Annotated in this window: 26 protein-coding genes, 1 tRNA gene and 1 pseudogene; 12 read left to right on the top strand and 16 right to left on the bottom strand. The window is 67.2% G+C overall.

Annotation, left to right across the window (positions count from 1 at the left end):
- The first annotated feature begins 19 nt into the window (after positions 1-19).
- A complete protein-coding gene (locus KBY88_RS07500) occupies positions 20-436 on the top strand; it encodes a RuvC family protein (RefSeq protein ID WP_254939297.1) in 417 nt (138 codons plus the stop codon).
- Here the strand turns inward: KBY88_RS07500 and KBY88_RS07495 are convergent.
- From KBY88_RS07495 to psbH, 4 genes and pseudogenes are all read right to left on the bottom strand, one after another.
- The gene (locus KBY88_RS07495; RefSeq protein WP_254939351.1) at positions 433-690 is read right to left on the bottom strand and encodes a DUF3146 family protein; all 258 of its coding nucleotides are present in this window, start codon (positions 688-690) and stop codon (positions 433-435) included. The two genes, KBY88_RS07500 and KBY88_RS07495, sit on opposite strands and share 4 nt — an antisense overlap.
- On the bottom strand, positions 687-1340 hold the full coding sequence (gene pth, locus KBY88_RS07490) for an aminoacyl-tRNA hydrolase (protein WP_254939296.1): 654 nt from the start codon (positions 1338-1340) through the stop codon (positions 687-689). The genes KBY88_RS07495 and pth overlap by 4 nt, the downstream gene beginning before the upstream one ends.
- Before the next feature lie 408 nt (positions 1341-1748).
- Positions 1749-1922: pseudogene (locus tag KBY88_RS16175) on the bottom strand (TatA/E family twin arginine-targeting protein translocase); the annotation flags it as partial.
- An 18-nt stretch (positions 1923-1940) separates the two neighbouring features.
- Positions 1941-2141, bottom strand: a complete 201-nt coding sequence (psbH, locus tag KBY88_RS07480) for a photosystem II reaction center phosphoprotein PsbH (RefSeq protein WP_254939294.1) — start codon at positions 2139-2141, stop codon at positions 1941-1943.
- A 132-nt stretch (positions 2142-2273) separates the two neighbouring features.
- On the opposite strand from psbH, the gene psbN reads away from it, so the two are divergent.
- On the top strand, positions 2274-2411 hold the full coding sequence (gene psbN / locus KBY88_RS07475; RefSeq protein WP_254939293.1) for a photosystem II reaction center protein PsbN: 138 nt from the start codon (positions 2274-2276) through the stop codon (positions 2409-2411).
- 25 nt (positions 2412-2436) lie between these two features.
- Here psbN and KBY88_RS07470 read toward each other — a convergent pair whose 3' ends face one another.
- Complete coding sequence (locus KBY88_RS07470) at positions 2437-5553, bottom strand: alpha-mannosidase (protein ID WP_254939292.1); 3117 nt, start codon at positions 5551-5553, stop codon at positions 2437-2439.
- Between the two features lie 100 nt (positions 5554-5653).
- On the opposite strand from KBY88_RS07470, the gene KBY88_RS07465 reads away from it, so the two are divergent.
- Both KBY88_RS07465 and KBY88_RS16170 read left to right on the top strand, forming a co-directional pair.
- On the top strand, positions 5654-5773 hold the full coding sequence (locus KBY88_RS07465; RefSeq protein WP_254939291.1) for a photosystem II reaction center protein I: 120 nt from the start codon (positions 5654-5656) through the stop codon (positions 5771-5773).
- A 406-nt stretch (positions 5774-6179) separates the two neighbouring features.
- Positions 6180-9011 carry a DUF3769 domain-containing protein gene (locus KBY88_RS16170; protein WP_254939290.1) on the top strand — a complete coding sequence of 944 codons (2832 nt, stop codon included), beginning with the start codon at positions 6180-6182 and terminating at the stop codon, positions 9009-9011.
- A 5-nt stretch (positions 9012-9016) separates the two neighbouring features.
- On the opposite strand, the gene KBY88_RS07455 is transcribed toward KBY88_RS16170, so the two are convergent.
- From KBY88_RS07455 to KBY88_RS07425, 7 genes are all read right to left on the bottom strand, one after another.
- Positions 9017-9571 (bottom strand): pentapeptide repeat-containing protein, encoded by a 555-nt coding sequence (locus tag KBY88_RS07455; RefSeq protein WP_254939289.1) that lies wholly within the window; start codon positions 9569-9571, stop codon positions 9017-9019.
- Positions 9572-9683: 112 nt separating this feature from the next.
- Positions 9684-10325 carry a 3-isopropylmalate dehydratase small subunit gene (locus KBY88_RS07450; RefSeq protein WP_254939288.1) on the bottom strand — a complete coding sequence of 214 codons (642 nt, stop codon included), beginning with the start codon at positions 10323-10325 and terminating at the stop codon, positions 9684-9686.
- Positions 10326-10334: 9 nt separating this feature from the next.
- Positions 10335-11744, bottom strand: coding sequence for a 3-isopropylmalate dehydratase large subunit (gene leuC, locus KBY88_RS07445; protein ID WP_254939287.1), 1410 nt, complete (start codon positions 11742-11744; stop codon positions 10335-10337).
- A gap of 366 nt (positions 11745-12110) precedes the next feature.
- Positions 12111-13406, bottom strand: coding sequence for a competence/damage-inducible protein A (locus tag KBY88_RS07440; protein ID WP_254939286.1), 1296 nt, complete (start codon positions 13404-13406; stop codon positions 12111-12113).
- 19 nt (positions 13407-13425) lie between these two features.
- Entirely contained in the window at positions 13426-14622 is a 1197-nt protein-coding gene (locus KBY88_RS07435; RefSeq protein WP_254939285.1) for a glycosyltransferase family 4 protein, read from the bottom strand.
- A gap of 72 nt (positions 14623-14694) precedes the next feature.
- A complete protein-coding gene (gene glyA, locus KBY88_RS07430; RefSeq protein WP_254939284.1) occupies positions 14695-15984 on the bottom strand; it encodes a serine hydroxymethyltransferase in 1290 nt (429 codons plus the stop codon).
- A gap of 139 nt (positions 15985-16123) precedes the next feature.
- Positions 16124-16197 (bottom strand) — tRNA-Arg (locus KBY88_RS07425).
- 145 nt (positions 16198-16342) lie between these two features.
- Between KBY88_RS07425 and KBY88_RS07420 the strand changes: the two genes are divergently transcribed.
- From KBY88_RS07420 to KBY88_RS07410, 3 genes are all read left to right on the top strand, one after another.
- Positions 16343-16594, top strand: coding sequence for a 2TM domain-containing protein (locus tag KBY88_RS07420; RefSeq protein ID WP_254939283.1), 252 nt, complete (start codon positions 16343-16345; stop codon positions 16592-16594).
- 22 nt (positions 16595-16616) lie between these two features.
- Entirely contained in the window at positions 16617-16907 is a 291-nt protein-coding gene (locus tag KBY88_RS07415) for a DUF3181 family protein (RefSeq protein WP_254939282.1), read from the top strand.
- 90 nt (positions 16908-16997) lie between these two features.
- A complete protein-coding gene (locus KBY88_RS07410) occupies positions 16998-17267 on the top strand; it encodes a cytochrome-c oxidase (RefSeq protein ID WP_254939281.1) in 270 nt (89 codons plus the stop codon).
- Between the two features lie 12 nt (positions 17268-17279).
- Here KBY88_RS07410 and murJ read toward each other — a convergent pair whose 3' ends face one another.
- Positions 17280-18905, bottom strand: coding sequence for a murein biosynthesis integral membrane protein MurJ (gene murJ, locus KBY88_RS07405; RefSeq protein WP_254939280.1), 1626 nt, complete (start codon positions 18903-18905; stop codon positions 17280-17282).
- Between the two features lie 68 nt (positions 18906-18973).
- Between murJ and sfsA the strand changes: the two genes are divergently transcribed.
- The 4 genes from sfsA to KBY88_RS07385 all read left to right on the top strand — a co-directional run bounded on the left by sfsA (position 18974) and on the right by KBY88_RS07385 (position 23449).
- On the top strand, positions 18974-19792 hold the full coding sequence (gene sfsA, locus KBY88_RS07400; RefSeq protein ID WP_254939279.1) for a DNA/RNA nuclease SfsA: 819 nt from the start codon (positions 18974-18976) through the stop codon (positions 19790-19792).
- A gap of 108 nt (positions 19793-19900) precedes the next feature.
- Entirely contained in the window at positions 19901-21361 is a 1461-nt protein-coding gene (locus KBY88_RS07395) for an ammonium transporter (protein ID WP_254939278.1), read from the top strand.
- Positions 21362-21503: 142 nt separating this feature from the next.
- A complete protein-coding gene (locus KBY88_RS07390) occupies positions 21504-22700 on the top strand; it encodes a 4-hydroxy-3-methylbut-2-enyl diphosphate reductase (protein WP_254939277.1) in 1197 nt (398 codons plus the stop codon).
- A 113-nt stretch (positions 22701-22813) separates the two neighbouring features.
- Positions 22814-23449, top strand: a complete 636-nt coding sequence (locus KBY88_RS07385; protein ID WP_254939350.1) for a DUF1997 domain-containing protein — start codon at positions 22814-22816, stop codon at positions 23447-23449.
- Positions 23450-23459: 10 nt separating this feature from the next.
- Here KBY88_RS07385 and KBY88_RS07380 read toward each other — a convergent pair whose 3' ends face one another.
- Both KBY88_RS07380 and purH read right to left on the bottom strand, forming a co-directional pair.
- Positions 23460-23921 carry a DUF4079 domain-containing protein gene (locus KBY88_RS07380; RefSeq protein WP_254939276.1) on the bottom strand — a complete coding sequence of 154 codons (462 nt, stop codon included), beginning with the start codon at positions 23919-23921 and terminating at the stop codon, positions 23460-23462.
- Between the two features lie 76 nt (positions 23922-23997).
- Positions 23998-25581, bottom strand: coding sequence for a bifunctional phosphoribosylaminoimidazolecarboxamide formyltransferase/IMP cyclohydrolase (gene purH / locus KBY88_RS07375; protein ID WP_254939275.1), 1584 nt, complete (start codon positions 25579-25581; stop codon positions 23998-24000).
- Positions 25582-25632: 51 nt separating this feature from the next.
- On the opposite strand from purH, the gene KBY88_RS07370 reads away from it, so the two are divergent.
- Positions 25633-26226: an alpha/beta hydrolase gene (locus KBY88_RS07370; protein WP_254939274.1), complete on the top strand. Its 594-nt coding sequence runs from the start codon at positions 25633-25635 to the stop codon at positions 26224-26226.
- 69 nt (positions 26227-26295) lie between these two features.
- Here KBY88_RS07370 and KBY88_RS07365 read toward each other — a convergent pair whose 3' ends face one another.
- A complete protein-coding gene (locus KBY88_RS07365) occupies positions 26296-26667 on the bottom strand; it encodes a DUF3155 domain-containing protein (RefSeq protein ID WP_254939273.1) in 372 nt (123 codons plus the stop codon).
- Between the last annotated feature and the right edge of the window lies 1 nt (position 26668).

Genomic DNA, 26668 nt, shown 5'->3' with positions numbered 1-26668 from the left:
AGCAACGGCGCCCCTGGCCATGGCCACAGCCGGGCCGCTTGCCGCGCTCGACCCCGGCCGCTGCAAGTGCGGTCTGGTGCGCAGCGATCCCCTCCGGCGGCGGGTGATCGAGGCTCTGGTGGTTTCACCGGAGGAGTGCTGGCAGCGGCTGCAGCACTGGCAGGCCGAGGATCCACTGGCGGCGGTGCTGCTGGGCAACGGCACCGGCAGTGGCGCCTGGAGGCAGCGGCTGGGTGCCCTGGCGCCCGTGATCCTGATCGATGAGCGGGGGAGCACCCAGGCGGCACGCCAACGCTTTTGGCAACTGGAACCGCCCCGCGGCTGGCGGCGCCTGCTGCCGGAGGGTCTGCGCCTACCGCCCCGGGACTGGGACGACGTGGCGGCCCAACTGCTGCTGGAGCGTCATTTGGGTCGCCCGCTGGAGCGGCTCCGTTAGAAGCGAGCCCGCACGGTGAAGGCGTAATCGCCCCCAGGCTCAAGCTGGTAGTCCGCCTGCAGCAGGAAACGCAACAGGGCGTCCTGGATCAAGGCCCGCCCCAGGGAGGGCTCGACGCTGAGCTCCCCGCGATCGAAGGCCCAGCTGAAAGTCCAGTGGAAGCCACCGGCGCTGACCTCCCCCTCGAGCAGCCGGCGGCTGAAGCTCTGGTGCAGCACACGAAGCTCCGCAGTGGTGGTGGGAAGACGGCTCAGCGCGGTGGGGGCGACTCCTGTCTCAGATTGCCACTCGCCGCCCCCTGATAACTGTTCAGGCGGGTGGCCGCCCGCTCCAGCCCCAGGCGCTGCATCAACGTCAGCCCCACCAGCACCTCTTCGAGCACGGCGCCCACCAGCGGCTGCTCAGCGGCTGTGAAGCGACCGAGCACATGGGAGACGGTGCGCGCCCGGCGTTCTTCGGGATTAAGGGCCGGGGCGCCGATGCCGATGCGAAGACGCGGAAAGTCCTGGGTGCCGAGGTGGGCGATGGCGCTGCGCAGACCGTTATGGCCCCCGGCGCCACCGGAGGCCCGCAGGCGCAGGCGCCCCAGGGGGAGGTCCATGTCATCGACGATCAACAGCACCTGGCTGGGCCGAAGGTGGAACCAGTCGAGGGCGGCCCGGATCGAGCGACCGCTCTCGTTCATGTAGGTCTGGGGCATCAGCAACCGCAGGCGAGCGGAGCCCTGGGGCAGATCAGCCAACTGGCCATGGAGCTTGGCCTGGGTGCGAAAGCGCACCCCGGCCTGGGCCGCCAACCGCTCAAGCGCCATGAACCCGACGTTGTGGCGGGTGGCTTCGTAGTCGGAGCCAGGGTTACCGAGTCCAACGAGCAGCTGGAGCGGCGCAAGGGGCACGGGTGCCATGGGCGAATGGGACACTCAGCGCCGCACCGGGGTCACCCGGCAACAGCACGCCAGCAGTCGAGGCTCGGAAGGGATGGAACCCGCCGGCGGCGGCGTGTCCAGCGGGGCAGAAAAGCCCAGGAACCATCAGTTCCCTGGGCTGGGAGCGGATCCCTCCCTCGAGGCGACACTGACATCATCGGATCCAGACGTATGGTTGGGACGGAAATCAGCGCTCGCCGGTGGCGCACTGGAGAGCTCTTGAGCTCGAGGTCCTGGCCGGAGGCCATCCGCAAAGGGCGCATCCGTTTCCGAAGCGTTCATGGCTGGACCTTCACTTAGGGCATCGGCGGCAGCCGTCTCCTCAGCAAGGGCAAGCGTTTCGGCGGCAAGGGTTTCTGCAGACAGAGAAACCGCTGAAACGGTCTCAGTGTCGATGGCGCGGCGGAACTCCTGTTCGAATTCACTTGAGGCCGACTGGAAACCCCTCAAGGTGCGTCCCAGGGTCTTGCCCAGCTCGGGCAGGCGCTTGGGACCGAACACCAACAGCCCGATGGCGGCGATCACCGCCAATTCCGGCAGGCCGATCCCGAAGATGTTCATGGGGTGAAGGGCCGGGCGTCAGCCCAGGGGGTTCCAGTTCACAGTGATGCCGTCGAGCAGCAGCGACTTGTTGTACACCTGCAGGATCACGAGCAGAAAGACGAAGAACAGGAGCATGAACACACCCATGACTGGGGTGGTTCCCCAGCCGGGCACGACCTTGCCGTACTCGGAATTCAAGGGGCGGAGGAGATCTCCCAGGCGAGTGCGTTGGGCCATAGAGGTTCTGTCCTCTCTGTCAGGGGATCTATCTGGGTACTGTAAGGGTCATGCCACCGGGGGGGTGGTCGCTGCCGGGACTTGTGACGGAACGCCACCCCGCTGCCCGCTCCCTTGAACCCGACCCCAGCCATGGAAAGTTCCCCTGCCATTCCGATCGCCCTCGCCGTTCTGGCGGTGCTGCTCGGCCTCACCGGATTCGGTCTCTACACAGCCTTCGGCCCGCCCTCAAAGGGCCTCACCGATCCCTTCGACGACCACGACGACTGAGCGTGGCGCAGGCGCTCTGGGGCGATCAGCGTGAGCCCTCGCAGCAGATCCGCCAACGGGCCAACTGCCAGGGGCGCACCAGGGACCCATCGCCGGCCGGCCCCATCCGCTCCAGCACCCTCCAGCCCCGAGGCAACTGCAGCCAGCGGCGGCAGGGGCCCAGATTCTGAACGCTGAGCAGCAGCACCGGCTCCTTCTCCGGAGCGGTCTCCTGCTTGAGCCCCAGCAACTGCAGATCGGGATGGCCCAGATGCAAGCCTTCCCACGGAGCGGACGGCGACTCTGACCGTTGAGTTCCTTTCAACGCTTGTGCCGAGTCCGCTGAAGCAACCGAGCCGGCCGGTCCAGGGGCAGGCCTCAGCCAGATCGGTGCACGGAATCGCACCGCCTGCTGCGGCACCGCCCCCGCGCGCCAGCCCGCCACCAGCGGCAGCAGCGCCAGTCGCAACCGCTGATGGCCCCGATCGGCGCCCGGGTCGGGCCAGGTGGGCCCCCGCAGCAGCGACACCCCCAGCCGCTCCGCCGTGGCCGACACCCCCTGGGGACCATCGAGCAGCAGCGCCAGACCGCCCGCATCGACGGACTGGCTTGCGAGCCAGCTGATCGCCGGCAGCTCCCAGCGACTGCGCTCACGGGCCGTATGGGCCTCGGCGGGCCGCTCGATCAGGCCACCACTGGTATCTGATGCCCAGCGCACGGCCCGCTGGGCCAGGGGCACCTCCAGGCGTAGCAACTCATGGGTCTGGCGCCAGTCCACCGCCAGGATCAACTCCACCCAGGGGCAACCGGCCCGCAAGCGCAGCTCCAGCCGCAGGGCACTGGTGCCGCAGCGCCCCCGCCAGCGGAAACCCGCACAGAGAGGCCCCTGCTCCAGGGGCTCCGGGGGGCCATCCCAGTGCAGCGGCAAGGGATGGGCGCGGTAGTCATCGGCCAGATCCCAGGCGTCCCAGAAGGCACCCCGATCGCCCCAGCGGCGCCACTCCAGCGGCCCCTCCAACTGGGCCATCCCCCGCTGGTTCCAGAGTTGCTCCACCCCATCGGGCCCCACCTGGGCGGACACCAGGCCGTTGCCCAGCCAGTGGCGCCCCCCCATGCCGCTGGAACGGCTGATCACCGGAGCGTCGATGGCCGCCGGAACGTCGCCTCGCTCGTCCTGGCCGCTGGTCAGGGGCCGGCGCTCCAGGACCAGCGCCGCCACCCCCCGGGGCCCGCTCAGCTGCACCCAGTCGCCACCGGAGCTGGCCGGCTGCCGCGGCAGGGGCGATCCATCGGCCCGGCGCCAGTCGCCCCGGGGCAGCCGGACGGTGAGCGGCGCGGCATCAAGGGCCTGCAGTTGCACCAACCACCAGGCATTCGACATGGGTCGGGGCCAGGGTGCCAACCACTCCCCGAGGGCCTGATCCCGTCGGCGTCGCGCCTGGCGCCTGGCCTGGCGCCACTGGGGCTCGGCCTGCTCAAACACCTCCGGCACGGCCGTGCCCGGAAGGATGTCGTGGAACTGCTGGAACAGCAGCGTGTGCCAGGCGTCGGTGAGATCTACGCCTTCGGCGGTCCCAGCGATGGAGCTCGACACCGACAGTGCCTCCGCCAGCTCAGCTTCCCGCAGCAGCCGTTCCAGGCTGCGGTTGTGGCGCTTCTGATCGGGGCGACTGGTGGCAATGCCCCGGTGAAGTTCCAGGTAGAGCTCATCGCGCCAGATCGGCAGCCGCTCGCGGTGGGGCTCGAGCTCCCCCAGGTAGGTGCGCAGGCTGCCGTGGCGCTGGGTCGCCGCCAGGGGCTGCCGCTGCCAGAGCTCCAGCTGCTCGAGCATCTCGGCGGTGGGCCCGCCGCCGTGGTCCCCTACCCCTGGCAGCCAGAGGGCTGTTTCCAGACCGGTGCCCCGGCGCCACTCCTGGCGGTAGCGCTCCATCGCCACCGGGTCGCCATCAGTGCCGATCGGCGCCGTCATCAGGGCGAGCACCTCAGCGCCGCAGGGGCTGCGCCAGCGAAAGAGTCGGTGAGGGAAGGGGTTGGTGGCGTTCCAGGCCAGCTTGTGGGTGCAGAACCAACGCACCCCGGTGGCAGCGGCCACGGCGGGCAGGCCAGCGGCGAAGCCAAAACTGTCGGGAAGCCAGGCCAGGCTGGCCTCCCACTCGGGGAACCGAGAGCGGCTGAAGGCCTGACCCTCCTCGAACTGCCGTAAGAGGGAGGCGGTGCTGATCAGCACGCAGTCGTTTTCCACCCAAGGGCCGTTGATCGGCTCCCAGCGGCCCGCGCGCATCGCCGAGCGAATGGCGGCGAACAGGTCAGGTCGGTGCCGCTCCAGCCAGGCGTAAAGGGCAGGCGTGGAGTGGCCGAAATGAAGCTGCGGGTGGCGCTCCATCAGCTCCAGGGCGGAGCGGAAGGTGCGCTCCGCCGCCAGCCACGTGTCAGCCACCGGCCAAAGCCAGGCGAGATCAAGATGGGCATGCCCGAGCACGTGAAAGCCCGGCACAACAACGGGTGGACGGCCGGTGTCATCAGCCAGTGCAGCCAGCAACCCAGTGGCCGCCACAGGCGCCACCGGGGAGGAGGGATCGAGGGCCGCCAGCCCTTCGCAGAGCTGCGCTTCGAAAGGTTGGCCCCCATCCCGCAGCGTCAATAATTCCAGGGTTGGGGCCAGCAGCACCCCCTGCGGATCGCCCGATTCGCAGGGCTCAAGCTCGAGCCGGCTGAGGAGGAGGGCGCCATCGTCATGGAGGGGGCTGCGCAGGCTGAGCTCCAGCTCCAACGGCTTGCCGGCCCACCAGCGCTCGGGAAGGGGCCAGCGGCAGGCGGTGTCGAAGAGATCACCTCGGTGCACGGTCTCCCCATCCGCCCGCAGCTCCGCCGCCTCGGCCCACCAACGCAGGGCCAGCCTGGCTCGCAGCTGCCCCCAGGCCCGCCAGCTCTGGGGGCAGACGAGGGTTTGGGCCAGTTGAAGCGTCTGGCCGCCGCGGGGCCAGATGATCAGGCCCCGCTCGAACCAGTCGGGCCGGTGCTTCGAGCCCCAGGGGTCGTCGAGGGCCAGCGGACCGAGGCCGTCGGGGCGCTGAATCCGCCAGTGGGGGTGAAGATCCCGGCTGGATCGAGACCGAAACGTTTCAATCCAAGGGCGAAGCACCGCCTGGAGGCCCTCCGCCATCGTTGATCGTCATCGGTGACCCATAGGATGATGCCGCTGCCTCAGGGTCGTTCCGGGCCCACCGGGCTCCTGTCACTCCCTGTCACCCGCCGGACGGACCATGCTCGCCCTCAAGGTTTCGGTTTACTCCGTTGTCTTCTTCTTCATCGGCATCTTCGTGTTCGGCTTTTTGGCCAGCGATCCCAGCCGCACCCCAAGCCGCAAGGACCTCGAAGACTGAACGAAGCGGCTCAGCTGTTGGGCCCTTCGGCAGCCACCCTGGGCCGGTCTGATCACTCACCCCTGCCCGCCCTGACGCCCATCACCCCCATGGGAGGATCAGCCCCGCTTCGGCAGACTTGGTGATCGATCGTCTTCCAGCTGGGTTGGCTCTGGGCCTGCTGGGAACCGTTGCCTGCGTCGGATTCACCATTGGCGTCCGGGCGGAGACTCTGGGCGGAGATTCCGCAGACGCCCCCTTTTCCGACGATCTGGCCCAGGGCTCAACGCCAAGTCCGCCATCAGGCCGTGTATCCGCGGTGGCTCCTGGGGCTGATGGATCACTGCCCCAGGAGCCACCGCCTCCTCTGCCACCCGTCCTCAGCGCGGAGCAGCCCAAAGCCGCCGGGCCAACCAACAGCCCCTCCGTGGCCGTCACGGACCCATCATCGGGCTCCTTTCCGGCCGAGATCCAACTGACTGCCAACGAACAGTCCCTCGACACCCTGCTCAACCGGGCAGTGGCGACGGGGAAGGTACGCGCCCTCCTGGCGGGGGGGCGCATCCTTGCCGATCGGATCGAGTACGACGCGATCAGCGGCACCCTCTACGCCAGCGGCACCGTGCGCTTCCAGCGCGGCAACCAATACCTGCAGGCCAGCCGCCTGCGCTACAACCTCAACGACCAGCGCGGCGAGGCCGAAGAGGTCTACGGCTACCTCGATCTGGAGCAGTCGAAGCAGGATTTGGATCTGGAGGCCATCCCCAGCCTCCCCCTGGGCCCTGAGCAGCCGATGGCCTGCCCGCCCAAGGTGCCTCCGGTGCCCAACTGGCACCCCTATCCCTGGGCAGCGACCCTCTGGGCCGGCCAGGCCATCGACACCAACTTTGGCCAGACCTTCGTCTTCCAGGGGCGCATGCGGCCGGAATACCTGCTGGGGATTGGCCTCAACCGCCGCCTCTACAAAGCCGGACCCTTCGCCCTCGAATTCGATTCCACCTTGATGGGCCACAGGGCCAACCCCGACCGCGGCGGTGGCTTCAACCAGGCGGTGCCCTTCTCCACGAACCCGGGCCAGACCTACGCAGAACTGACTGCGGGGATCGGCATCCGGGCCTGGCTATTGCCCAGGCTCAGCGTCGCCTTCGTCCAGGGGGTCAGCCTGCTGTCTGAGAACAGCCTCTACGAGAAGACCTACCGAGAGAACTTCACCCAGTTTCTGAACTATCTGGGCTTCGAGATTGAGGCCCTCGTCTCGCCCCAATGGTCGGTGGTGGGACGCATCCACCACCGCTCTGGCGCCTATGGCCTCTACAGCGGTGTGAGCGAGGGCAGCAATGCCTACCTGCTGGGCCTGCGCTACCGCTTCGGCCGTGATTCGGGACAGAACGAACCGTTACAGGTGGCGCTGGCCCCTCCCCTGGGCTGCCCGGATCCCGATCGCGGCAATCGCCAGCGGGTACGCACCCTGGCAGAAGCACTGGAACAGGTGGCCATGGGGCCTGCCCCCAGTGGCGCGCCCTCCCCGCCTCGCAACGCCCAAGGCAGCAGCACCGCCCCAAGCGCTCCTGGCTCGGGCCAGGCCACCAAGCCCCTCACCCCCAGCGAACAAAATGCGGCGCGCACCCGGGCAATCGAGCAGCTCGACCAGCGCATCGGTTCCATCACCCAGCGCCAAGGTGTCACCGCCGGCCGCCGCTTCGGCACCGGCAGCAACAGCTTCTTCACCGCATCGGACACCGAGGTCTCCTTCGGTGGCGTTCGACCTCCCCAGATCCAGACCCAGAACACGGCCGACAACAAGAAACTGGTGAGTGGGACGGTGGGTCGTTGGCGCTTCCAGGCCGCCAAGCTCACGATCACACCCGATGGCTGGCAGGCCGACCGCATCGGCATGACCAACGATCCGTTCACCCCTGTCCAGGCCTGGCTGGATGCAGAGAACGTTGTGGCCCGGCAGGAGCCAAACGGCGACATCTTGCTGAGCGCAGACCGCAACCGGCTCATTCTTGAGGATCAGATTCCGATCCCGGTCAGCCGCAACCAGCGCATCCAGAAGAAACAGGAGGTGGAGAACCGCTGGGTGCTCGGCAATGACGGTGAGGACAGGGACGGCAACTTCGTCGGCAGGCAGCTGAGGCCAATCAAGATCGGCTCCAAGGGAGAACTCGCACTTCAGCCCCAGTTCCTCTGGCAGAGAGCTCGCCTTGGAACCACCGACAGTTACGTCCTCCCAGGCCAATCAGCCGGTGCCGAACCGAGCAGCCAGCCCGCCGAATTCTCCGATCTGTTCGGACTCGTTGCCACGTACAAGGGACCCGTTCTGGGATTCACCGCCGATGCCAACTTGAGCATCTCCACCTTCAACCCCAAGAATCTCGCCAACGGCACCCGCAGCTGGGGCGACCTGAGCCGGTCCATCGCCCTTCCGGTGGTTGGGCTCAGCACAGCCCGGGTCTTCGGAGCCTACCGCTACCGCACCTGGAACGGCTCCCTGGGGGAGCAGGATGTTTATTCCGCCTATGGCGTTTCCCTGGAACAACGGGGGAACCTCCCCAACTGGGGGCGCCTCAGCAGCAGCTACATCTGGCGACTGGGGGTGGGTAGTTTCCAGAGCAACCAGTTTGAGAGCATCAACTTCACCGACCTCTGGCGCGGCAGCGGTGTGATCGCCATCAACAGTTCCCTACCGGTCTGGACAGGGAAGCCGCTGCCGCTCACCGCCACCGGTGCTTACCGCAATGTGGGAACAGCCATCGTGCCCGGGCTCACCTTCAACACCAACCTGACCGTCAACATGGCCTATTACGGCACCGGGGCGCACCAGAACCTGGTGAGCCTCTCGGCCGGCCCCACCTTGACCCTGGGGCACTTCAGCAAGCCCTTCCTCGATTACACCCAGCTCACGATCACCGGCGGCGGCAGCCTGCGCAACGGCCTGAGCCCCTTCAGCTTCGATCGGGCCGTGGATCTGGCCACCATTGGCGTCGGCCTCAGTCAGCAGATTTACGGCCCCCTCGTGCTCAGCGGCGGCATCGGCGTGAATGTGGACGGACGCTCAGCCAATTACGGCGACCTAACGGGGTCTTATGTGGAGCTCAAGTGGCAGAGGCGCGCCTACGAATTCAGCGTTTACTACAGCCCCTACGAGAGACTGGGTGGCGTGCGGGTGAAGTTGAACGACTTCAGCTTCACCGGTACGGGTGTGCCCTTTGTGCCCGTCCATCCCGGCACGGATGTGGGCGAGAGGCCCTTCTGAATCAATCAAGGGAGGGGAGGCAAGGGCGAGGGGCCATCGTCGGGGCCGCCGGTCACCAGATCGCTGCCGTAGAGATCGGCGCCGGCGATGCGAATCCCCTCGGTGCGCGCTCCGGGGGTGAGGGCATGGATCGCCACCGCCCCGCTCAGGTCGGCGCCGCGCAGATCGGCAGCGGCCAAATCGGCATTGGTGAAGGTGGCGTCTTCAAGCCGGGCACCCGCCAGCCGGGCGCCACTCAGATCAGCGCCCTCCAAATTGGCGCCCCGTAGATCAGCGCCACGGAGATCAGCCTCGCGCAGATCCAGTCCGATCAGGTGAAGGCCGCGCAGATCAGCGCCGTGCAGATCGCACCCCCGACAGGCGGGCCAGGGAGCCAGGGCAGAGGCCGGAGCCGCCTGGCCCGCAGCAGTTGCGCTGAACGGCTGCACAGTGATCGGCACAGAGCCGGGCTCAGGTGAGGGCAAGGCGGTGGCCGCCAGGGACGCCCCTGGGAACAGAGCGACGGCGGCCGCGGCCCCCAGCAGCAGGCGGTTCCAGGCGCAGGGAAAGGGAGCGGCCATGGCTGAGGCCTCCTCGGGCTTGTCTTGTTCCACTCTGATGGCCAATCACCCAACCGTCACAAAGCCAGGCCGGGCGGATTCCACTCCGCAAGGTCCGATGGCCGCACCGAACTCAGGCAGCAGCGAAGCTGTTGAGATAAGGCAAGCGGGCGACGGTGGCGCGCAGCTCCGCGTCGTGAGCCAGCAACTGTCCAGTGGCATCCCACTGACCGCTGAGCAGCATCTGCCTGGCACCGCCCGCCAGCTTCAGATCCCAGAAGGCGGCGGTTTCCCCAGCGCCAGCCTCCACCTGCAGGCGACCGGCACCCACCTCAATGGTGAAGCTCCGGGCCGGATCGGAGATCACCACCGCCTGCAGGCTCAGCACCTGCTCGTGGGGAGCAGTGAAGCAGGGAATCCCCAGGGCCAGGCAGTTGCCGAAGAAGATCTCGGCGTAGCTCTCGGCGACGATCGCCCGGATTCCCCAGCGCATCAGCGCCTGGGGGGCATGCTCACGGCTGGAGCCGCAGCCGAAGTTGCGATTGGCCACAAGGATGCGCGCCCCCCCGTGCTCGGGGCGATCGAAGGGATGGGTGCCCTTCAGCTCGAGGCGGTCGTCGGCGAAGACCTGCTCGCCGAGGCCATCAAAGGTCACGGATTTGAGAAACCGCGCCGGGATGATGCGGTCGGTGTCGATGTCATCGCCACTCAGCACCAGGGCCCGGCCCTCGATGCGCTCAATGGCACCGGCGGGGAAATTGACGAAAGCACTCATGGTTGGACCTCAGGAAGCCAGCAGGGTGCGCACATCGGATACGTGGCCGGTGACGGCGGCGGCAGCCACCATCGCCGGGCTCATCAGCAGGGTGCGGCCGCTCACCGATCCCTGGCGTCCCTTGAAATTGCGGTTGCTGGAGCTGGCACTGATCTGGCGGCCCTCCAGCCGGTCGGGGTTCATCGCCAGACACATCGAGCAGCCCGGTTCGCGCCACTCGAAGCCAGCCGCCTTGAACACCGCATCGAGGCCCTCGGCCTCGGCGGCAGCCGCCACCTGCTCGGAGCCCGGCACCACGAAGGCCCGGATCCCAGGGGCCACATGGCGTCCCCTGGCCACCACAGCAGCGGCCTGGAGATCACTCAAACGACCGTTGGTGCAACTGCCGATGAAGCAGACATCCACCGGTAGCCCGGCGATCGGTGCTCCCGGCACCAGATCCATGTAGCGGTAAGCCTCCTCGGCAATCGGACGCTCATTGGGCTCGATCTGCTCGGGGGTGGGCACGGTCTCATCCACACCGATGCCCTGGCCAGGGGTGATCCCCCAGGTGACCGTGGGAGAGAGGGCGCTGGCATCAAATCGAACCTCGTCATCGAAGACCGCATCGGCTCCGCTGGCCAGGGTGCTCCACCAACGCATAGCCCGCTCCCAGGCCTCGCCCACAGGGGCGGCGGGGCGGCCCTTGAGGTAGGTGAAGGTGGTGGCATCGGGGTTGACGTAGCCGCAACGGGCACCGCCCTCAATCGCCATGTTGCAGAGAGTCATGCGCTCCTCCATCGAGAGGGCGTCGATCGCAGGGCCCGCAAATTCGTAGGCGTAGCCCACACCCCCCTTGACCCCGAGGATGCGGATGATGTGAAGCACCAGATCCTTGGCGTAGACGCCCTTCGGCAGGCGCCCCTCCACCCAGATGCGCCGCACCTTGAGCTTGCCGAGGGCAAGGCTCTGGCTGGCGAGCACATCACGCACCTGGCTGGTGCCGATGCCGAAGGCAATCGCCCCGAAGGCCCCATGGGTGGAGGTGTGAGAATCGCCGCAGGCGACGGTCATGCCCGGCTGGGTGAGGCCGAGCTCGGGGGCGATCACATGCACGATTCCCTGGCGGCCGCTGCCAAGGCCATGGAGGGTGATGCCGTACTCGGCGCAGTTGCGCTCAAGGGCGGCGAGCATCGCCTCGGCCAGGGGATCGGCGAAGGGTCGGGCCTGGGAGGTGGTGGGAACGATGTGATCCACCGTGCCGACGGTGCGCTCGGGGTGGCGTACCCCAAGCCCCAGGTCACGCAGGCCATCAAAGGCCTGGGGAGTGGTGACCTCATGGATGAGATGCAGGCCGATGAACAGCTGGGTGGAGCCGCCGGGCAGCTCCGCCACGGTGTGCAGATCCCAGACCTTGTCGTAGAGGGTGCCGGCGCTCACCTCGTCCTCCTGCTGCGGTTCATCCAGAAGCTGAGCCTAGAAGGGGCCGGGGCGCCGACAGACGGAGGGCCGCCGGTCAGGGCAACCCCACCATCCGAACCACCAAGGGAACGCTGTCCCGGCGGGAACAATCGTGATCCCCCTCACAGGAAGGGCCACCACCGTGCCGGGTTGACGCTCCAAGCGCACCGGTCGGCCGATCAGGTCCAGCTGAGGCACAGTTCAAATGCATCTTCAAAGGAGCAGCGGCGGCCCCTGGCGTCGGCCAACACCTGGCCGCGGGCGCGCATCGACAGCCTGGAGCGCGCGTACGCCAGCCCAGCCACCACGGCCAGACCTTGGGGGCACAGCCGTGGGCCCATGGCCTCATGGGTGCTTCGCGTCTCCCTTGAGCAAACGCCAGCGCAGGCGGTCGAGGGCCTCCACGACCGTGAGCGCCTGGACGCCCGAGCGGCCTCGGCGCGCACCGAAGCGCACCCCTTCGCTGGCGCAACCATCGGGACCGGCCACCGCCAGATGCACCAGGCCCACGGGTTTGGCCTCGCTGCCGCCCCCCGGGCCGGCGATGCCGGTGACGGCGATCGCCCAGGTGCTTCCGGTGAGCTGCCGGGCCCCCTCAGCCATGGCCTGGGCCACCGGATCGCTCACGGCTCCATGGGTGTCCAACACCTCCCCGGGTACCCCCAGCACCTGCTGTTTCACGGCATTGGCGTAGGCGATCACGCCGCCAAGAAACACATCTGAGGCCCCGCTCACCGCCGCCAGTGCCGCCCCGAGGCCGCCGCCGGTGCAGGATTCCGCCACCGCCAGGGTCTCGCCCCGCTGACGCAGGAGCTCCAACACCACGGAGGCCAAGCTGTCGTCGTCGGCACCGAAGCAGAGCGCACCCGTGCGTGCGCGCAGCTCCGCCTCGACGGGTGCCAGCAAGGCCGCCGCCGCCGGCTCCGACGCGGCCCGAGCGGTGAGGCGCAGCTTCACCTCCCCCAGGCCGGCATAGGGAGCCACCGTGGGGTTCTCACCCTCCAGCAGATCAGACACCCGCTCGGCCAGGTTCGATTCACCGACACCCACAAAGCGCAAGGTGCGGCTGGCGAAGACACCGCCAGCGCCTCCGAACTCCAGAGAGCGCTCCCGGAGCCAAGGGCGGGCGGTCTGCTCCCACATGGCGCGCAGCTCACTGGGCACACCGGGGAAGGTGAGCACCGTGAAACCGGGCTTGGGGCTCCAGAGGATCCCCGGCGCCGTTCCGGTGGGGTTCGCCAGCACCTCGGCCCCGATCGGCAGCAGCGCCTGCTTGCGGTTGCTGGCGGCGATCGGCCGGCCCCGCTTTGAGAGCCTGGTCTGGATGTCGGCCCACACCTCCGGACGCTCCTCCAGCGCGACGCCGAACGCTGCGGCAATCGCCTCGGTGGTGAGGTCATCGGGGGTGGGCCCCAGCCCTCCCGTGCAGATCAGCAGTGAACTGCGGGACATCGCCTCCTGCACCGCCTGGATCAGCCGCCCCCGGTTGTCCCCGACCACGGTCTGGCGGTAGTGGGGCAGCCCCAGGGCCGCCAGCTCCTCGGCCAGCCAGCGGGCATTGCCGTTCAGGATCGAACCGAGCAGCAGCTCAGTGCCAATGCAGAGGATTTCGGTACCGGAAGCGCGCAGCGTGGTGGTCACGGCAACTGGAGTGAACGCATCAGGGAAGCGGATCGATCCCGACCGAGGAGCCCTTGCCAGCGCAGCTCTCAGGGTCGGGCATGGGGGAGCGTTCCGGGGAAGCGGCCTCGGGCTGAGCCTCGGCGGGCTCATTGCCCACGAGTGCAGCCATCTGGTCACGACTGACGACAATGACCCCGATCAGCACTCCCGTGGCCAGGCCCAGCCAGAGAAAACGCAGCTCGGCGTTGGCCAGCACCAGGGCCAGGGCCGCGAGCCACTGGGTGAAGGCGTAGATCAAGACCACCGTGCGCCGGTGGCTGAAGCCCGCCCGCAGGAGCCGGTGGTGCAGGTGGCGGCGGTCGGGATAAAAGGGGGAGCGGCCGGCGCTGAGACGCCCCATGATCACCGCCGACATGTCGGCCAGGGGCAGCGAGAGGATCAGCAACGGCAGCAGCACGCTGACGGTGGTGAGCCCCTTGGCGGGCCCGACGATGCTGATCGAGGCCAGGGCGAAGCCAAGGAAGTAGGAGCCCCCGTCGCCCATGAAGATGCGGGCGGGGTTGAAGTTGTAACGAAGGAACCCCAGGCAGGCCCCCGCCAGGGCCGCCGCCAGCACCCCGGCGGCGCTTTGGTGGAGGCTGAAGCTCACGGAGATCAGCCCGATGGCGGCGATGCCGCCCACCCCGGCCGCCAGGCCATCAAGCCCGTCAAGCCAATTGATTGCGTTGGTGATTCCCACCAGCCAGATCACCGTGGCCAGCAAGCTCAGGCCATCGGGCAGGCCGATCGACCCAAACGCCCCTCCCGCCAGGTTGAAAGGCAGATCCAGGGCTCCGATGCGCACCCCCTGAGTCCAGACGGCCATCGCGACCGCCACCTGGGCCGCCAGCCGCGGCAGGGGCGGCAGGGCGAACAGGTCGTCGCCGAGGCCAATCACGAAAAAGCAGAGGGACCCCGCGAGAGTGGTCCAGATCAACTGGTCCTTGGCAGGCTCCAGGCTCCCGAACCAGCCCAGGGACCACACCAGTGCCAGGGCGAGGGCAAAGCCCGCCACGATGCCAACCCCGCCGAGCCGCACCATCGGTGTGGTGTGTTGCTTGCGCGCATCGGGCTGGTCGATCAGGCCCCAGCGCAAGCCCAAGCGGCGCACCAAGGGCACGATCACGGCAGTGAGGAGAGCCGCGCTCACGAAGGTGACCATCGCGACGGCAACAGGGTTGCTGGTGATCGTCACGCGGGCGGAGCGGTGGAGTTCCCTGAAGGGTTCGTGGTGCTCAACAGAAGCTTAGGAAGCCTGGCCTCTCCATCAAACGGGCTGCAGTTCACGGGCCGCGCCGTAGAGGGGGAACCGTGCCGCCAGGGCCGCCACCCGCTCCCGACAGCGGAGCTCGATGGCCGGATCCTCGGGGTGCTGCAGCCGGTCGGCAATCACATCGGCCACCTCGATGAAGGCCTCCGCATCAAAGCCACGGGTGGTGAGAGCAGCGCTGCCCAGGCGCAGGCCACTGGTGACAAACGGGGATTCGGGATCGAAGGGCACGGTGTTTTTGTTGGCGGTGATGTTGATGTCACTCACCAGTGCATCGCCCTGCTTACCCGTGAGGCCCACGGAGCGCAGATCCAGCAACACCAGGTGGTTATCGGTGCCGCCGGAGACCACGCGGATCCCCCGTTCAATCAGCCGTCGCGCCAGGGCCTGGGCGTTGGCGACCACCTGGGCGCTGTAGGAGCGGAAGGAGGGCTGCAGGGCCTCTCCGAAAGCCACCGCCTTGGCGGCGACCACATGCTCCAGGGGGCCGCCCTGGCTGCCGGGGAAGACGGCCTTGTCGAACTGCTTACCGAAATCCGCATCGCCCGTGAGGATGAGACCACCGCGGGGACCCCGCAGGGTCTTGTGGGTGGTGGTGGTGACCACGTGGCAGTGGGGGATCGGGCTCGGGTGGTCACCCGTGGCCACCAGACCGGCGATGTGGGCCATGTCTGCGAGCAGGTAAGCACCCACCTCATCGGCGATGGCACGGAAGGCGGCGAAGTCGATCGTGCGCGGGTAGGCCGAATAACCGCAGACAATGAGTTTTGGCCTGTGCTCCAGGGCCAGTTGGCGCACGGTGTCGACGTTGATTTGCTCGGTTGTGGGGTCGACGCCGTAGTGAATCGCCTTGAACCACTTGCCCGACACGTTCACGGGCGAACCATGGGTGAGATGGCCGCCGTGGGAGAGATCCATTCCCAGAATGGTGTCGCCCGGTTGGAGCAGGGCCAGGAAGACGGCGAAGTTGGCCTGGGCACCGCTGTGGGGTTGCACGTTGGCCCAGGCGGCGCCGAACAACTGCTTGGCCCGTTCGATCGCCAGATCCTCGATTGCATCGACGTGCTCACAGCCGCCGTAGTAGCGCTTGTGGGGCAGGCCCTCGGCGTACTTGTTGGTGAGCACCGAGCCCTGGGCCTCCATCACCGCCTGGGAGGTGAAGTTCTCGCTGGCGATGAGCTCGAGATGACTCTGCTGGCGGTGACGCTCCTTGCCGATCAGGGCCGCGATGGCGGGGTCGGCGTGGGCCAACGACTGATTGAGGGCCGTGCGCGAGGAATTCGCCATGGTTGTGCTGCCACCGTCGTCACATGATCGTAAGAAATCCGCCCCGGGGATCACTCTCCTGGGGGCCAGATCGCCAGCGGGCCGGAACCCCGGAGCGCGAACGGCCATAAAAAACCGCCCCGGGGGGCGGTGAGACAAGCGCGCCTGGAGAGATTCGAACTCCCGACCCTCTGATCCGTAGTCAGATGCTCTAATCCGCTGAGCTACAAGCGCCTGCAAGGCCATTCTTGACGCAAGGGGGGCCCATCCGTCAACTCCGCGCGCCACTGGCGCCGTCCGCAGGAGTCGTCCAGGGGAGCCCCGCCTCACGGGCGGCACAATCAGTGTCCATGCCCCATCCGCCAGGCGGATCCCACCCATGCCGATCCGCTGGTACGGCCCCGCCGATCCTGCCGACCCCACCTACCGCCACTTTGAGCGGATCGTGAACTTCACCCTGCACGCCGCCTTGTTCGCCGCTCTGAACAGCGGCCTTTGGGTGGTTCAGGGCCTGAGACATCCCTGGTCCCATCTGAATCTGCTGACCCTCGGCTGGGGCGCGGTGCTGGCGACGCACCTGGCCCTGGTGCTGAACCTGAGGCCCCAGCCCGCCCAGGGGCCACCATCTTGACGACAAGCCCGGCCGTCGCCCCATGACCCTCAGTGCTGACCAGTTGCTCGATCTGCGCAACGCCCTCGCCGATCGGCTCTACGTCCAGGTGGCCAGCTGGCACCTCTACCTGGGGGATGCGGGCCTGGCCGAAGAACTGGCAGGGGAATGCGCCGCGCGGCTTGAGCTGGGACCTGTGATCTGTGCCCGTCAGGCGCTTGAGGCCGTTCAGGTGTCGATCGGCGGCGGCAGTGGCCGCCTGCCGCTGGCCCGACTGGTGCCCGCCGGCCAGCTGCAAGACCTCGAGGATGTGCTGCAGGAGTTCGGGCCCTGACCCTCACCAACCCTCTCCGGGCTGTTGGCGGCCACGATTCGGCCCCATCAGCAGGGCGGCCGATAGGGTGGCCCCACCTGCAGAGGGTTCGTGCTGGTGATCGAGGTGACCAATGCCCGCGAGGTGGTCCGCCAGCGCATCGGTCGCCTGGGGAGCCGCCTGATCGGCAAGGTGGTGGACGCCGAGGCCCAGGTGGAGCGAGCCCTCATCCAGGAACTTGAATCCGCCTTCCGCGACTTCGGCATCGAAGCGAGGATCTACTCGGTCGATGGGCCCCAGATGGTGGGCCGCAGTCACCTGGAGGTTCCGGTTCAGGTTCGCGAGGAGCGCGTGGTCCGGCTCAGCGACATCAAGCCCTAGGCCCTCCAGGCCTCAGGAGCCCCAGGGCAGGAGTGACCGCACGCGGTGGCGAATAGCGTTGGTCAGCTCGCGGGCCTCCGGTACGCCGATGGCGCTTGCCATGACCCCGTAGATCACCAGGCCCACCGCACCACAGAGACTGGTTTCGACCAGCCGACCGATCAAGGTCTCTGGCCAGGCCACGGCGAGCGAAAGTCCCCAGGCCCCCAGGCCCGCACCGGCGGCCGCCGAAAGCAGGAGCAGGCTGTCGCGACCCCACATCCGCAACGGCAGTCCCCCCAGACGTTTCTGCAAGGCGAGCAGCAGCCCCAGGCAGGTGATCAGGTTCACCGCCACCGTCGCCAGCACCAGCCCGGGGGCGCCGAAGTTGAGGGCCGGCAGCTGCAGGCCCCAGGGGGTGGGGCCGCCCACCAGGGTCCAGTCGAAGACCACGTTCAGGCCGATGCCCGCCATCGAAAAGCGGAAGGGGGTGGTGCCATCGCCCAGGGCATAGAAGACCCGCACGATCACATCCCGCCCCAGATAGGCCGGCATGCCCACCCCGTAGGCCATCAGCAACCCGGTCACCAGGGCCGTGGCGCCGCCGTTGAAGGCGCCCCGCTGGTAGACGAGTGCCACGATCGGCCCGGCCAGGGCCACGAACAAAGCGCCCAGAGGCAGCATGCTGGCGGTGGAGAGCATCAACCCCTGGCGGATGCGACCGATCAGCTCAGGCCGGTCCTGCGCCGCCGTGAGCCGAGCGAACACGGGCAGCAGCGGCACCAGCAGGGCATTGGAGAGCAGCCCCAGGGGTGTCTGCACCAGCAGACCGGCATAGCCGAGGCCCGCCGCCGCCCCGAGGATCCCTGAAGCGAAGAACAGATCGGTGAACACATTGATCTGCAGCATCCCCGAGGAGAGGGTGGCCGGCCCCATCACCTGCAACACCTCCCGCACCCCCTCGTGGCGCCAGTCCCAGACCAGGCGGAGCTGGCCGAGCCCCTGACGGGCGAGGGCCGGCAGCTGGATCAGCCACTGCAGCACCGCCCCCAGCAGGGTCGAGCCCGCCAGCACCGCCCCCCCCAGCAGCGCCTGGTCGGGGGCGGCGATGGTGGGGCCCAGCTGCCACCAGAGGATCCCCAGGCCTCCGATCACCGCCACGCTCGAGAGCAGCGGGCTCACCGAGGGCAGCCAGAACTCATCGGCGGCGTTGAGGGCCCCGAAGCCCAGGCCGATCAGACCCGCGAACAGGGCCATCGGCGCCATCCAGCGCAGCTGGATCACGGCGTTGGCGTGGATGTCCGGCGCCAGGGCCGGCCCCACCAGCCGGATCAGCGGGTCGGCAGCCACAACCAGCACAATCGTCACCCCGATCAGAGCCACCCCCACCAAGGTGTTGATCGCCGCCAGCACATGGGCCCCCTCGGCGCGGGGACGCCGGGCCAGCACGCTGACCATGGCGCTGTGGAACGGACCGTTGATGCCCCCCAGCAGGATCAGCAGGAACCCCGGGAGCACGTAGGCGTAGTTGTAGGCGTCATAGGCCGCGCCAACTCCAAAGGCGGCGGCGATCACCTGCTGGCGCACCAGGCCGGCCACCTTGCTCAGGGCCGTGGCCACCGCAACGATCAGGGCGATGCGGCGCAGGGACTTCGCCATCAGGGTCTGACCGCCGGCCGCGCAGGTGGGCTGATTCTCCACCGCACCCAACCCCTCACCCCACCTCCATGTCCGCGCAGGCCCCCGCCCACCCATCGGCCCCCGTTCCCGTGCTCCGTTTCGAGCCCCTGGTGGAGGGGGTGTTGCGCAAGCGCTACAAGCGTTTCCTGGCGGACATTGAACTGGCCGATGGCCAGCTGGTGACGGCCCACTGCCCCAACACCGGCCCGATGACCGGCGTGCTGATCCCCGGCGGCCGCGTGCGCCTGCGCCACGACCCCCGGCCCGAGCGCAAGCTGGCCTGGACCTGGGAGCAGGCGGAGGTGCCCGGAGCCGATGGGACCCCGATCTGGGTGGGGGTGAACACGGCCCTGCCCAACCGCCTGGTGCGGGCCACGATCGAGGCGGGACTCCTGGAGCCCTGGCTGGGGCCGATCGGCGCGATCCGGCCCGAGGTGGCCTACGGCGCCGGCAAGCGCAGCCGCATTGACCTGCTGCTCACCCCCAGCGAAGCAGCGCCGGACCCGCGGCCGATCTACTTAGAGGTCAAGAACACCACCTGGAGCGAGGGCACCATGGCTCTGTTCCCGGACACCGTGACCGAACGCGGGCAAAAGCACCTGGTGGAACTGGCGGAGGTGCTGCCAGAAGCCCGCGGCGTCCTGGTGCCCTGCCTCAGTCGCGCCGACGTGGACCGCTTCGCTCCGGGGGACCGGGCTGATCGGCGCTATGGAGAGCTGTTCCGCCTGGCACTCGACCGTGGCGTCGAAATACTCCCCCTCCGCTATGGCTTCGAAGCCGATGCGGTGCATTGGCTCGGCGTGACCGCCGTGGAACGCCGGGATCCTCTGGCGGCATCCGACGCCAATGAGATGGCAGAACGGTAGCCATTGCAACCAAAAATGTCCATTTTTGGCGACAATTGCATACCCAATATGCTCTGAAAATCGTTAAATTCCCAACGTTGGTCTTTTTCGATCGGGAGAGTCCGCTCCATGACTGCTGCTCCATCCGTCCCTTATCGCCAGCGACCCAAACGCCTGAGGGACGCCACATTGCTGGAGACCCCTGCTGTGCTGGCGGGCAAAATCAGGGGCCTCAGCAACCCCCGCACCCTGACCTGGCTGGCCTGTGTGCCCGTGGCCCTCTTCGGGCTTGGCCTGTTCAATCTCTCGGCCCACGCCGCCGATCTGCCGGAACTCACCCCTGCCTTCCTGATCAACAACCTCTGGTTGCTGGTCGCCGCCATTTTGGTGATCTTCATGAATGCCGGCTTCGCGATGGTGGAAGCCGGTATGTGCCGACAGAAGAACGCGGTCAACATTCTGGCCAAGAACCTCATCGTTTTCGCCCTGGCGGCCAGCGCCTATTGGATCATCGGCTACTCCCTGATGTACGGAGAGGCAGTTGTTCCGGGCTGGCTCTTCTTCGGCAAGGGCGGATTTCTCGGTTTGTTCTTCGACCCTGCCGTCACCCCTGACATGGTCAAGGATGGGGCCCTGGTACCCAGTGTCGACTTCCTCTTCCAGGTCGCTTTCGCAGGCACCGCCGCCACGATCGTCTCGGGCCTAGTGGCCGAGCGGATCAAATTCGGCGAGTTCGTGGTCTTCTCGCTCGTTCTGGTGGGCTTCGTCTACCCAATTGCCGGCAGTTGGAAATGGAACGCCGATGGCTGGTTGAACCAGATCGGCTTCATCGACTTCGCCGGCTCCACCCTTGTGCACTCCGTGGGCGCCTGGGCAGGAATCGTTGGGGCGATCATTCTCGGCCCCCGCATCGGAAAGTTTATGGACGGCAAACCCCAGGCCATTCCTGGCCATAATCTTGCAATCGCCACCCTGGGCTGTCTGATCCTCTGGATTGGCTGGTATGGCTTCAACCCGGGCTCGGTGCTCTCCATGAACGAGACCGTTCCTTACATCGCGGTCACCACCACCCTGGGGGCAGCCGGCGGCGCCATCGCCGCCACGATCCTGTCGCAGATCACCGGCGGAAAGCCTGACCTCACCATGACCATCAACGGCATTCTCGCTGGTCTCGTCGGGATCACAGCAGGCTGTGACGGCTACTCCATGCCAGCGGCCTGGGTGGTGGGCTTTCTTGCCGGCCTGCTGGTGGTGTTCTCTGTCGCGATCGTCGACAAGCTCGGCATTGACGATCCCGTGGGCGCCTGGTCGGTCCATGGCACCTGCGGCATCTTTGGCACCCTGGCGGTAGGCCTGTTCAACTCGGACAAGGGCCTGCTGTTGGGCCATGGTTTCGCCCAGCTGGGTCTCCAGATTCTTGGTGCTCTGGCCTACGCCGTGTTCGTCGTCGTGGCGTCATTCATCACGTGGGCGGTGCTCGGAGCCGTCTCGGGCGGCATCCGGGTCACTGAAACGGAAGAACTGGAAGGCCTCGACATCGGTGAGCACGGCATGGAGGCCTACCCAGACTTCAACACCATTTCCACCTGATCCATCCCACCAGTCAAAGCCAAACTCGCTTGGCTCACCACCCACACCCACGGTTTCCACCGTGGGTGTTTTCATGTCAGCGGTTTTCGCGTCAGCCCAAGCCCACTGGCCCATAGAGTCTGCTGCAACAGATGGCGACCTGATGGATACCCGCGCCTTCAAGCGATCGCTCCACCATTCCGAGCGCTACAACCGCCGTGGTTTTGGACGGGCCGATGAGGTTGCAGGCAGCCTTGAGCAGGCCTACCAGAGCGATCTGATTGCCAGCCTGAGGGAGAACGGATACCAGCTCCAGCACGGGCGCCTGAGCGTGCGCCTCGCTGAGGCCTTCGGCTTCTGCTGGGGGGTGGAACGGGCGGTGGCCATGGCCTACGAAACCCGCCGCCATTACCCCAGCGAGCGCATCTGGATCACCAACGAGATCATCCACAACCCCTCGGTGAACGATCACCTGCGCGAAATGAACGTCCAATTCATCGCCGTGGAGGAAGGGGTAAAGGATTTCTCCGAGGTGGGCATTGGTGATGTGGTGATCCTGCCGGCCTTTGGCGCCACGGTGCAGGAGATGCAACTGCTCAACGAGCGTGGCTGCCACATTGTCGACACCACCTGCCCGTGGGTCTCCAAGGTGTGGAACACCGTGGAGAAGCACAAGAAACACGCCTTCACGTCGATCATTCACGGCAAGGTCAAGCACGAGGAAACCCTCGCCACCAGCTCGTTTGCAGGCACGTATCTGGTGGTGCTGGATCTGGCGGAGGCGCGCATGGTCTGCGACTACATCCGCGGCCAGGGCGAACGGGAGGTGTTCATGGCCCGCTTCGCCAACGCCTGCTCCCCCGGCTTCGACCCCGACCGGGACCTGGCGAGGGTGGGGGTGGCCAACCAGACCACCATGCTCAAGAGCGAAACCGAGGAGATCGGCCGTCTGTTCGAGCGCACGATGCTTGAGCACTACGGTCCGGCCGATCTCAATGACCACTTTCTGGCTTTCAACACCATCTGCGATGCCACCCAGGAGCGCCAGGACGCCATGTTCTCCTTGGTGGACGAACCCCTCGATCTGATTGTGGTGATCGGCGGTTACAACTCCTCGAACACCACCCACCTGCAGGAAATCGCCGTCAGCCGGGGCATCCGCTCCTTCCATATCGACACCCCCGAGCGCATCGGCCCGGGAAACCGCATTGAGCACAAGCCCCTGGGGGCTGAGTTGGAAACCGTCGAGCCCTTCCTCCCCGATGGCCCCCTGAGGGTGGGAATCACCTCCGGTGCCTCCACCCCTGATCGGGTGGTGGAGGACATCATCCGCCAGCTCATCGCCCTGAGCGAAGCCTGATCCGCTGGCACAGCAGGCTGGGGTGAGCGCTCGCTGAGCGCCTAAATTGCTCACTGACAGCTCCATCAGAACCTTTGGGAGATCGGAGCCCGTTGACCCCTTCCCTGACCCGCATGGAACCGCCCACGGGCTCCGCCCCTGGGCTCCGCCACAGCACCGACAGCCGGGTGCGCTGCTACAGGAGCCAGTTTGCGGATCTGATGGAGATGAGAGCCCCCTCAGAGGTGGTGACCACCTATCTCGACCGCCACGAGGGCTGGTTCCGCCGCTGCGCCGCGCCGATGAAGGTGGCTCCGATTGGTGCCAGCGGCTACGCCCTAACCCTGGGCCGCTTCGGCAACTTCGGCTTCGAGGTGGAGCCCAGCATCGGCCTGGAACTGCTCCCCCAGCGCGCCGGGGTGTACCGGATCGTCACCGTTCCCTTGGCAGCCGCCGAGGAGGCTGAACTCACGGACCTGTACGACGTGGAGTTCAACGCCTGCCTCAGGCTCGACGACCACATCGACAGCCTGGACGACGCCCCCCCCAGCCCCCTGACGCAGGTCCGCTGGGAGTTGGATCTGAGTGTATGGATCAAGCTGCCCAGTTTGATTGGGCTTCTACCGGAGGCCCTGGTACAGAGCAGCGGCGACCACTTGCTGCGGCAGATCGTGCGGCAGATCTCCCGCAAGCTCACCTGGAAAGTGCAGGAAGATTTCCACGCCTCCCATGCTCTGGATTGCCCACCCAGGCGACGGGCGCAGTTCTAGAGCTGGGGTCCTAGACCGGAGGGGTCAGGATCTTCGCCACAATCTGAAGTCCCGTGAAGGTCTGCCAGAGAAACAAGGTCAGGGCAGTCATGTTGAGACCCACATGCACTTTGCGCGCCATCAGGTTGCCCTGCTGAATCTGGGGCACCAGCGCCACCGCCAGTGTGATCAGGCTGGCAATGCCCAGGCCCACCAACAGGTGCGGGGCGACAAACAGCTTGCCGTTGTTGATGTAGGTGACAGCCATGCCCCCAAAGCTGCCGAGCACCGTGAGCGCCAGCACCAGGCTGCCCACTTTGAAATGGCGCTGGGCGTACTTGCCCTTGATCAGATCCTTGCGCTGCTCGGGCTCGGCCAGGCGGGTGCGCTTGGCCTTGACGCCCAGATAAAGGGCATAAAGCGACAGGGCCCCCAGCACTGCCATCAGCAGGGGATGGACAAAGTTGAGGCTGTAGGCGAGGGCGTCGGGCATGGGTGTGGAGCAATGCAGGCGAAGCTAAACCGGCAGGTCCCTTTACGACAGCCACCCGCACCTGAACGCATGGAGCTCAGTGCAGAAAGTGGCGGCGCCCGGTCGTGACCATGGCCAGGCCCAGCTCATCGCAGGCGACGATCGAATCGCGATCGCGCACGCTGCCGCCGGGCTGAATCACCGCGGTGATGCCGTGGCCAGCCGCCAGGCGCACGGTGTCATCAAAGGGGAAGAAGCCATCGCTGGCCAGCACGGCCCCCTGGGCCCCGTCGCCGGCCGCCTCCAGGGCGAGGCGGGCCGAGCCCACCCGGTTCATCTGGCCGGCGCCGATGCCCAGGCTGCAGTTGGAGCGGGCCACCGCGATCGCGTTCGAGCGCACATGGCGCACCAGCCTCCAGGCAAAGCGCAGATCCTCGAACTCCTCTGCCGTGGGTAGACGCTCACTCACCACCTGCCAGGCGCTCTCCTCCACCGGCTGATCGTCGAGCTGCTGCACCAGCACCCCCCCGAGCACGCTGCGCAACTGCTGATCAGCCGCGCGCCGAACCGCCTGAGGGCTGAGTACCAGCAGGCGCAGGTTCGCCTTGGCCGCCAGCCGCTCCCGAGCCTCCGGGCTAAAGGCTGGCGCCACCACACACTCCAGGAACAGGCCGGCCAGGTGCTCCGCGGCCGCCCCATCCACCGGGGCGTTCAAGGCAACGATCCCGCCGAAGGCCGAGACACGATCGGCATCGAGGGCGCGCTTGAGGGCCTCGGCAGTGCTGCCGCCTGTGGCCACGCCGCAGGGATTGGTGTGCTTGACCACCACAGCGGCGGGCCGCTCGCCGCCTGCCGGTTCCACCCGTCCTTCGCCGTAGCCGAATTCGCACACGGTGGCCACGGCGGCCTCCAGATCAATCAGGTTGTTGTAACTGAGCTCCTTGCCCTGGAGCTGCTCCACCTCCCCCCACCCGGCCCTGGGGTCGGAGTACCAACGGGCGCTCTGATGCGGGTTTTCTCCGTAGCGCAACACCTGGCGCAGGGGGAGGGAAAGCACGAAAGTCGCTGGGGCCTCGTCGGTGCTCGGACTTCCAGCGGCCAGGCGCTCCCCCATCCAGGCGCTGATGGCAGCGTCGTAGCTGGCCGTGTGGCGGAAGGCGGCCAGGGCCAGCTGCGTCCGGTAGGCCCCATCCACCGCGCCTGCCGCCAGGGCCGCCAAGTAGCCGTCGTATTGGCCAGGGCTGGTGAGCACGGCCACATCGGCGTGGTTCTTGGCCGCGGCCCGCACCATCGCCGGCCCGCCAATGTCAATGGTCTCGATCGCCGTCTCCCAGAGCACCTCCGGATCGGCCACCGTTTCCCGAAACGGATACAGGTTCACCACCACCACGTCGATGGCATCGATCCCCTGGGCGAGCAGATCGGCCTGGTGGGAAGGGTCCTGGCGCCTGGCCAGGATGCCGCCGTGGATGCGCGGGTGCAGGGTCTTGACCCGCCCGCCGAGCATTTCAGGCGCCCCGGTGTGCTCGGCCACCCGGGTCACCGGCAGACCCGCGGCCTCCAGCACAGCGGCCGTGCCCCCACTGGAGAGAAGTCGGTAACCGTGGGTGTGATGGAGCGCTTCGGCCAACGGCACCAGACCCTCCTTCTCAGACACACTCAGAAGGGCAGTGGGCGCCATCTCGATCGCTGAGGCTGTCGCCCCAACCTACGCAGCAGAGCTGAACCATCTATGGCCGACGATCAACTCCGCACCGGCCCCGCCGGGGCCAGCCACCGCCTGGTGCTGCTGCACGGCTGGGGGGCCGATGCCGACGATCTACTGGAGCTGGGGGAGCTGCTCGTCGGTGGCGACACCGAAGTGGTGGCCCTGCGGGCGCCGGAACCCCATCCGCTGGGGGTGGGCCGCCAGTGGTACGACCTGCAGCCCATCGACTGGACGAAACTGCCGGCGGCACGGGCCCTGCTAGAGGAACGACTGATCGCCCTGGGGGCAAGTGTCCCGCTTGAGCGGACAAGCGTGCTGGGCTTCTCCCAAGGAGCCGCCATGGGCCTTGATGTGGCCAGTGGCTTACCGATTGCCGGACTGATCGCCTGCAGCGGCTATCCCCATCAGGATTGGCAGCCCCAAGCCCCGCTGACGCGGGTGCTGCTCACCCACGGCACCGATGACCCGGTGGTTCCCTACGGGGCCAGCGAGGAAGTAGCCCGGCGTTTGAAGGGTTCCGGCGGCGATGTGGAGCTGCGCGGATTCTCTGGCGGCCACACGATCGACCCGATGCTGTTCCCCGTCCTGAGGGACTTCCTGAAACAGAGCCGTCGCTGAAACCAGGGGCAAGGTCGTGTGTTGACCATGTCCCTGGAATGACTTCTGCCGTGCCGATGGGATGGGACTTCAGACAAAGGCGTACTCGTACTCCTCCATCTCCTCCCAATCATCGGAGCCGGCGGACTCGAGGCCAGCGAACAGGGTTTCCTCACCAATTCGATCGACGATCAGGCGCAGGGAGGGGAAAAGAAAGTGATTCTCCTCGGCGTACTGGGCGCTGAACAGGCCTTTTTCGCCCCAGAAGAAGCGATCGGTGGTGTGCTCATTGCGGCGCACATTGAGAATGGCCGGTGCCGCCAGTGCCGATTCAGCGATGTAGCGCCGGGCAGCGGTAACGGGCTTGTGCTCACCGGTTTCAAGGTTGTGGGTCGGCACGTGGGCCAGAACCCTCTGGCCGGCGAGACGACGGCGACTAATCCGCTTGCGCTTCTTGGACATA

It is taken from the genome of Cyanobium sp. Morenito 9A2 (assembly GCF_024345575.1).
In the GTDB taxonomy this organism is placed as follows: Bacteria; Cyanobacteriota; Cyanobacteriia; order PCC-6307; family Cyanobiaceae; genus ATX-6F1.
Note: the sequence above shows the minus strand (reverse complement) of the source record. Positions and strands in the feature narration are given on the sequence as shown.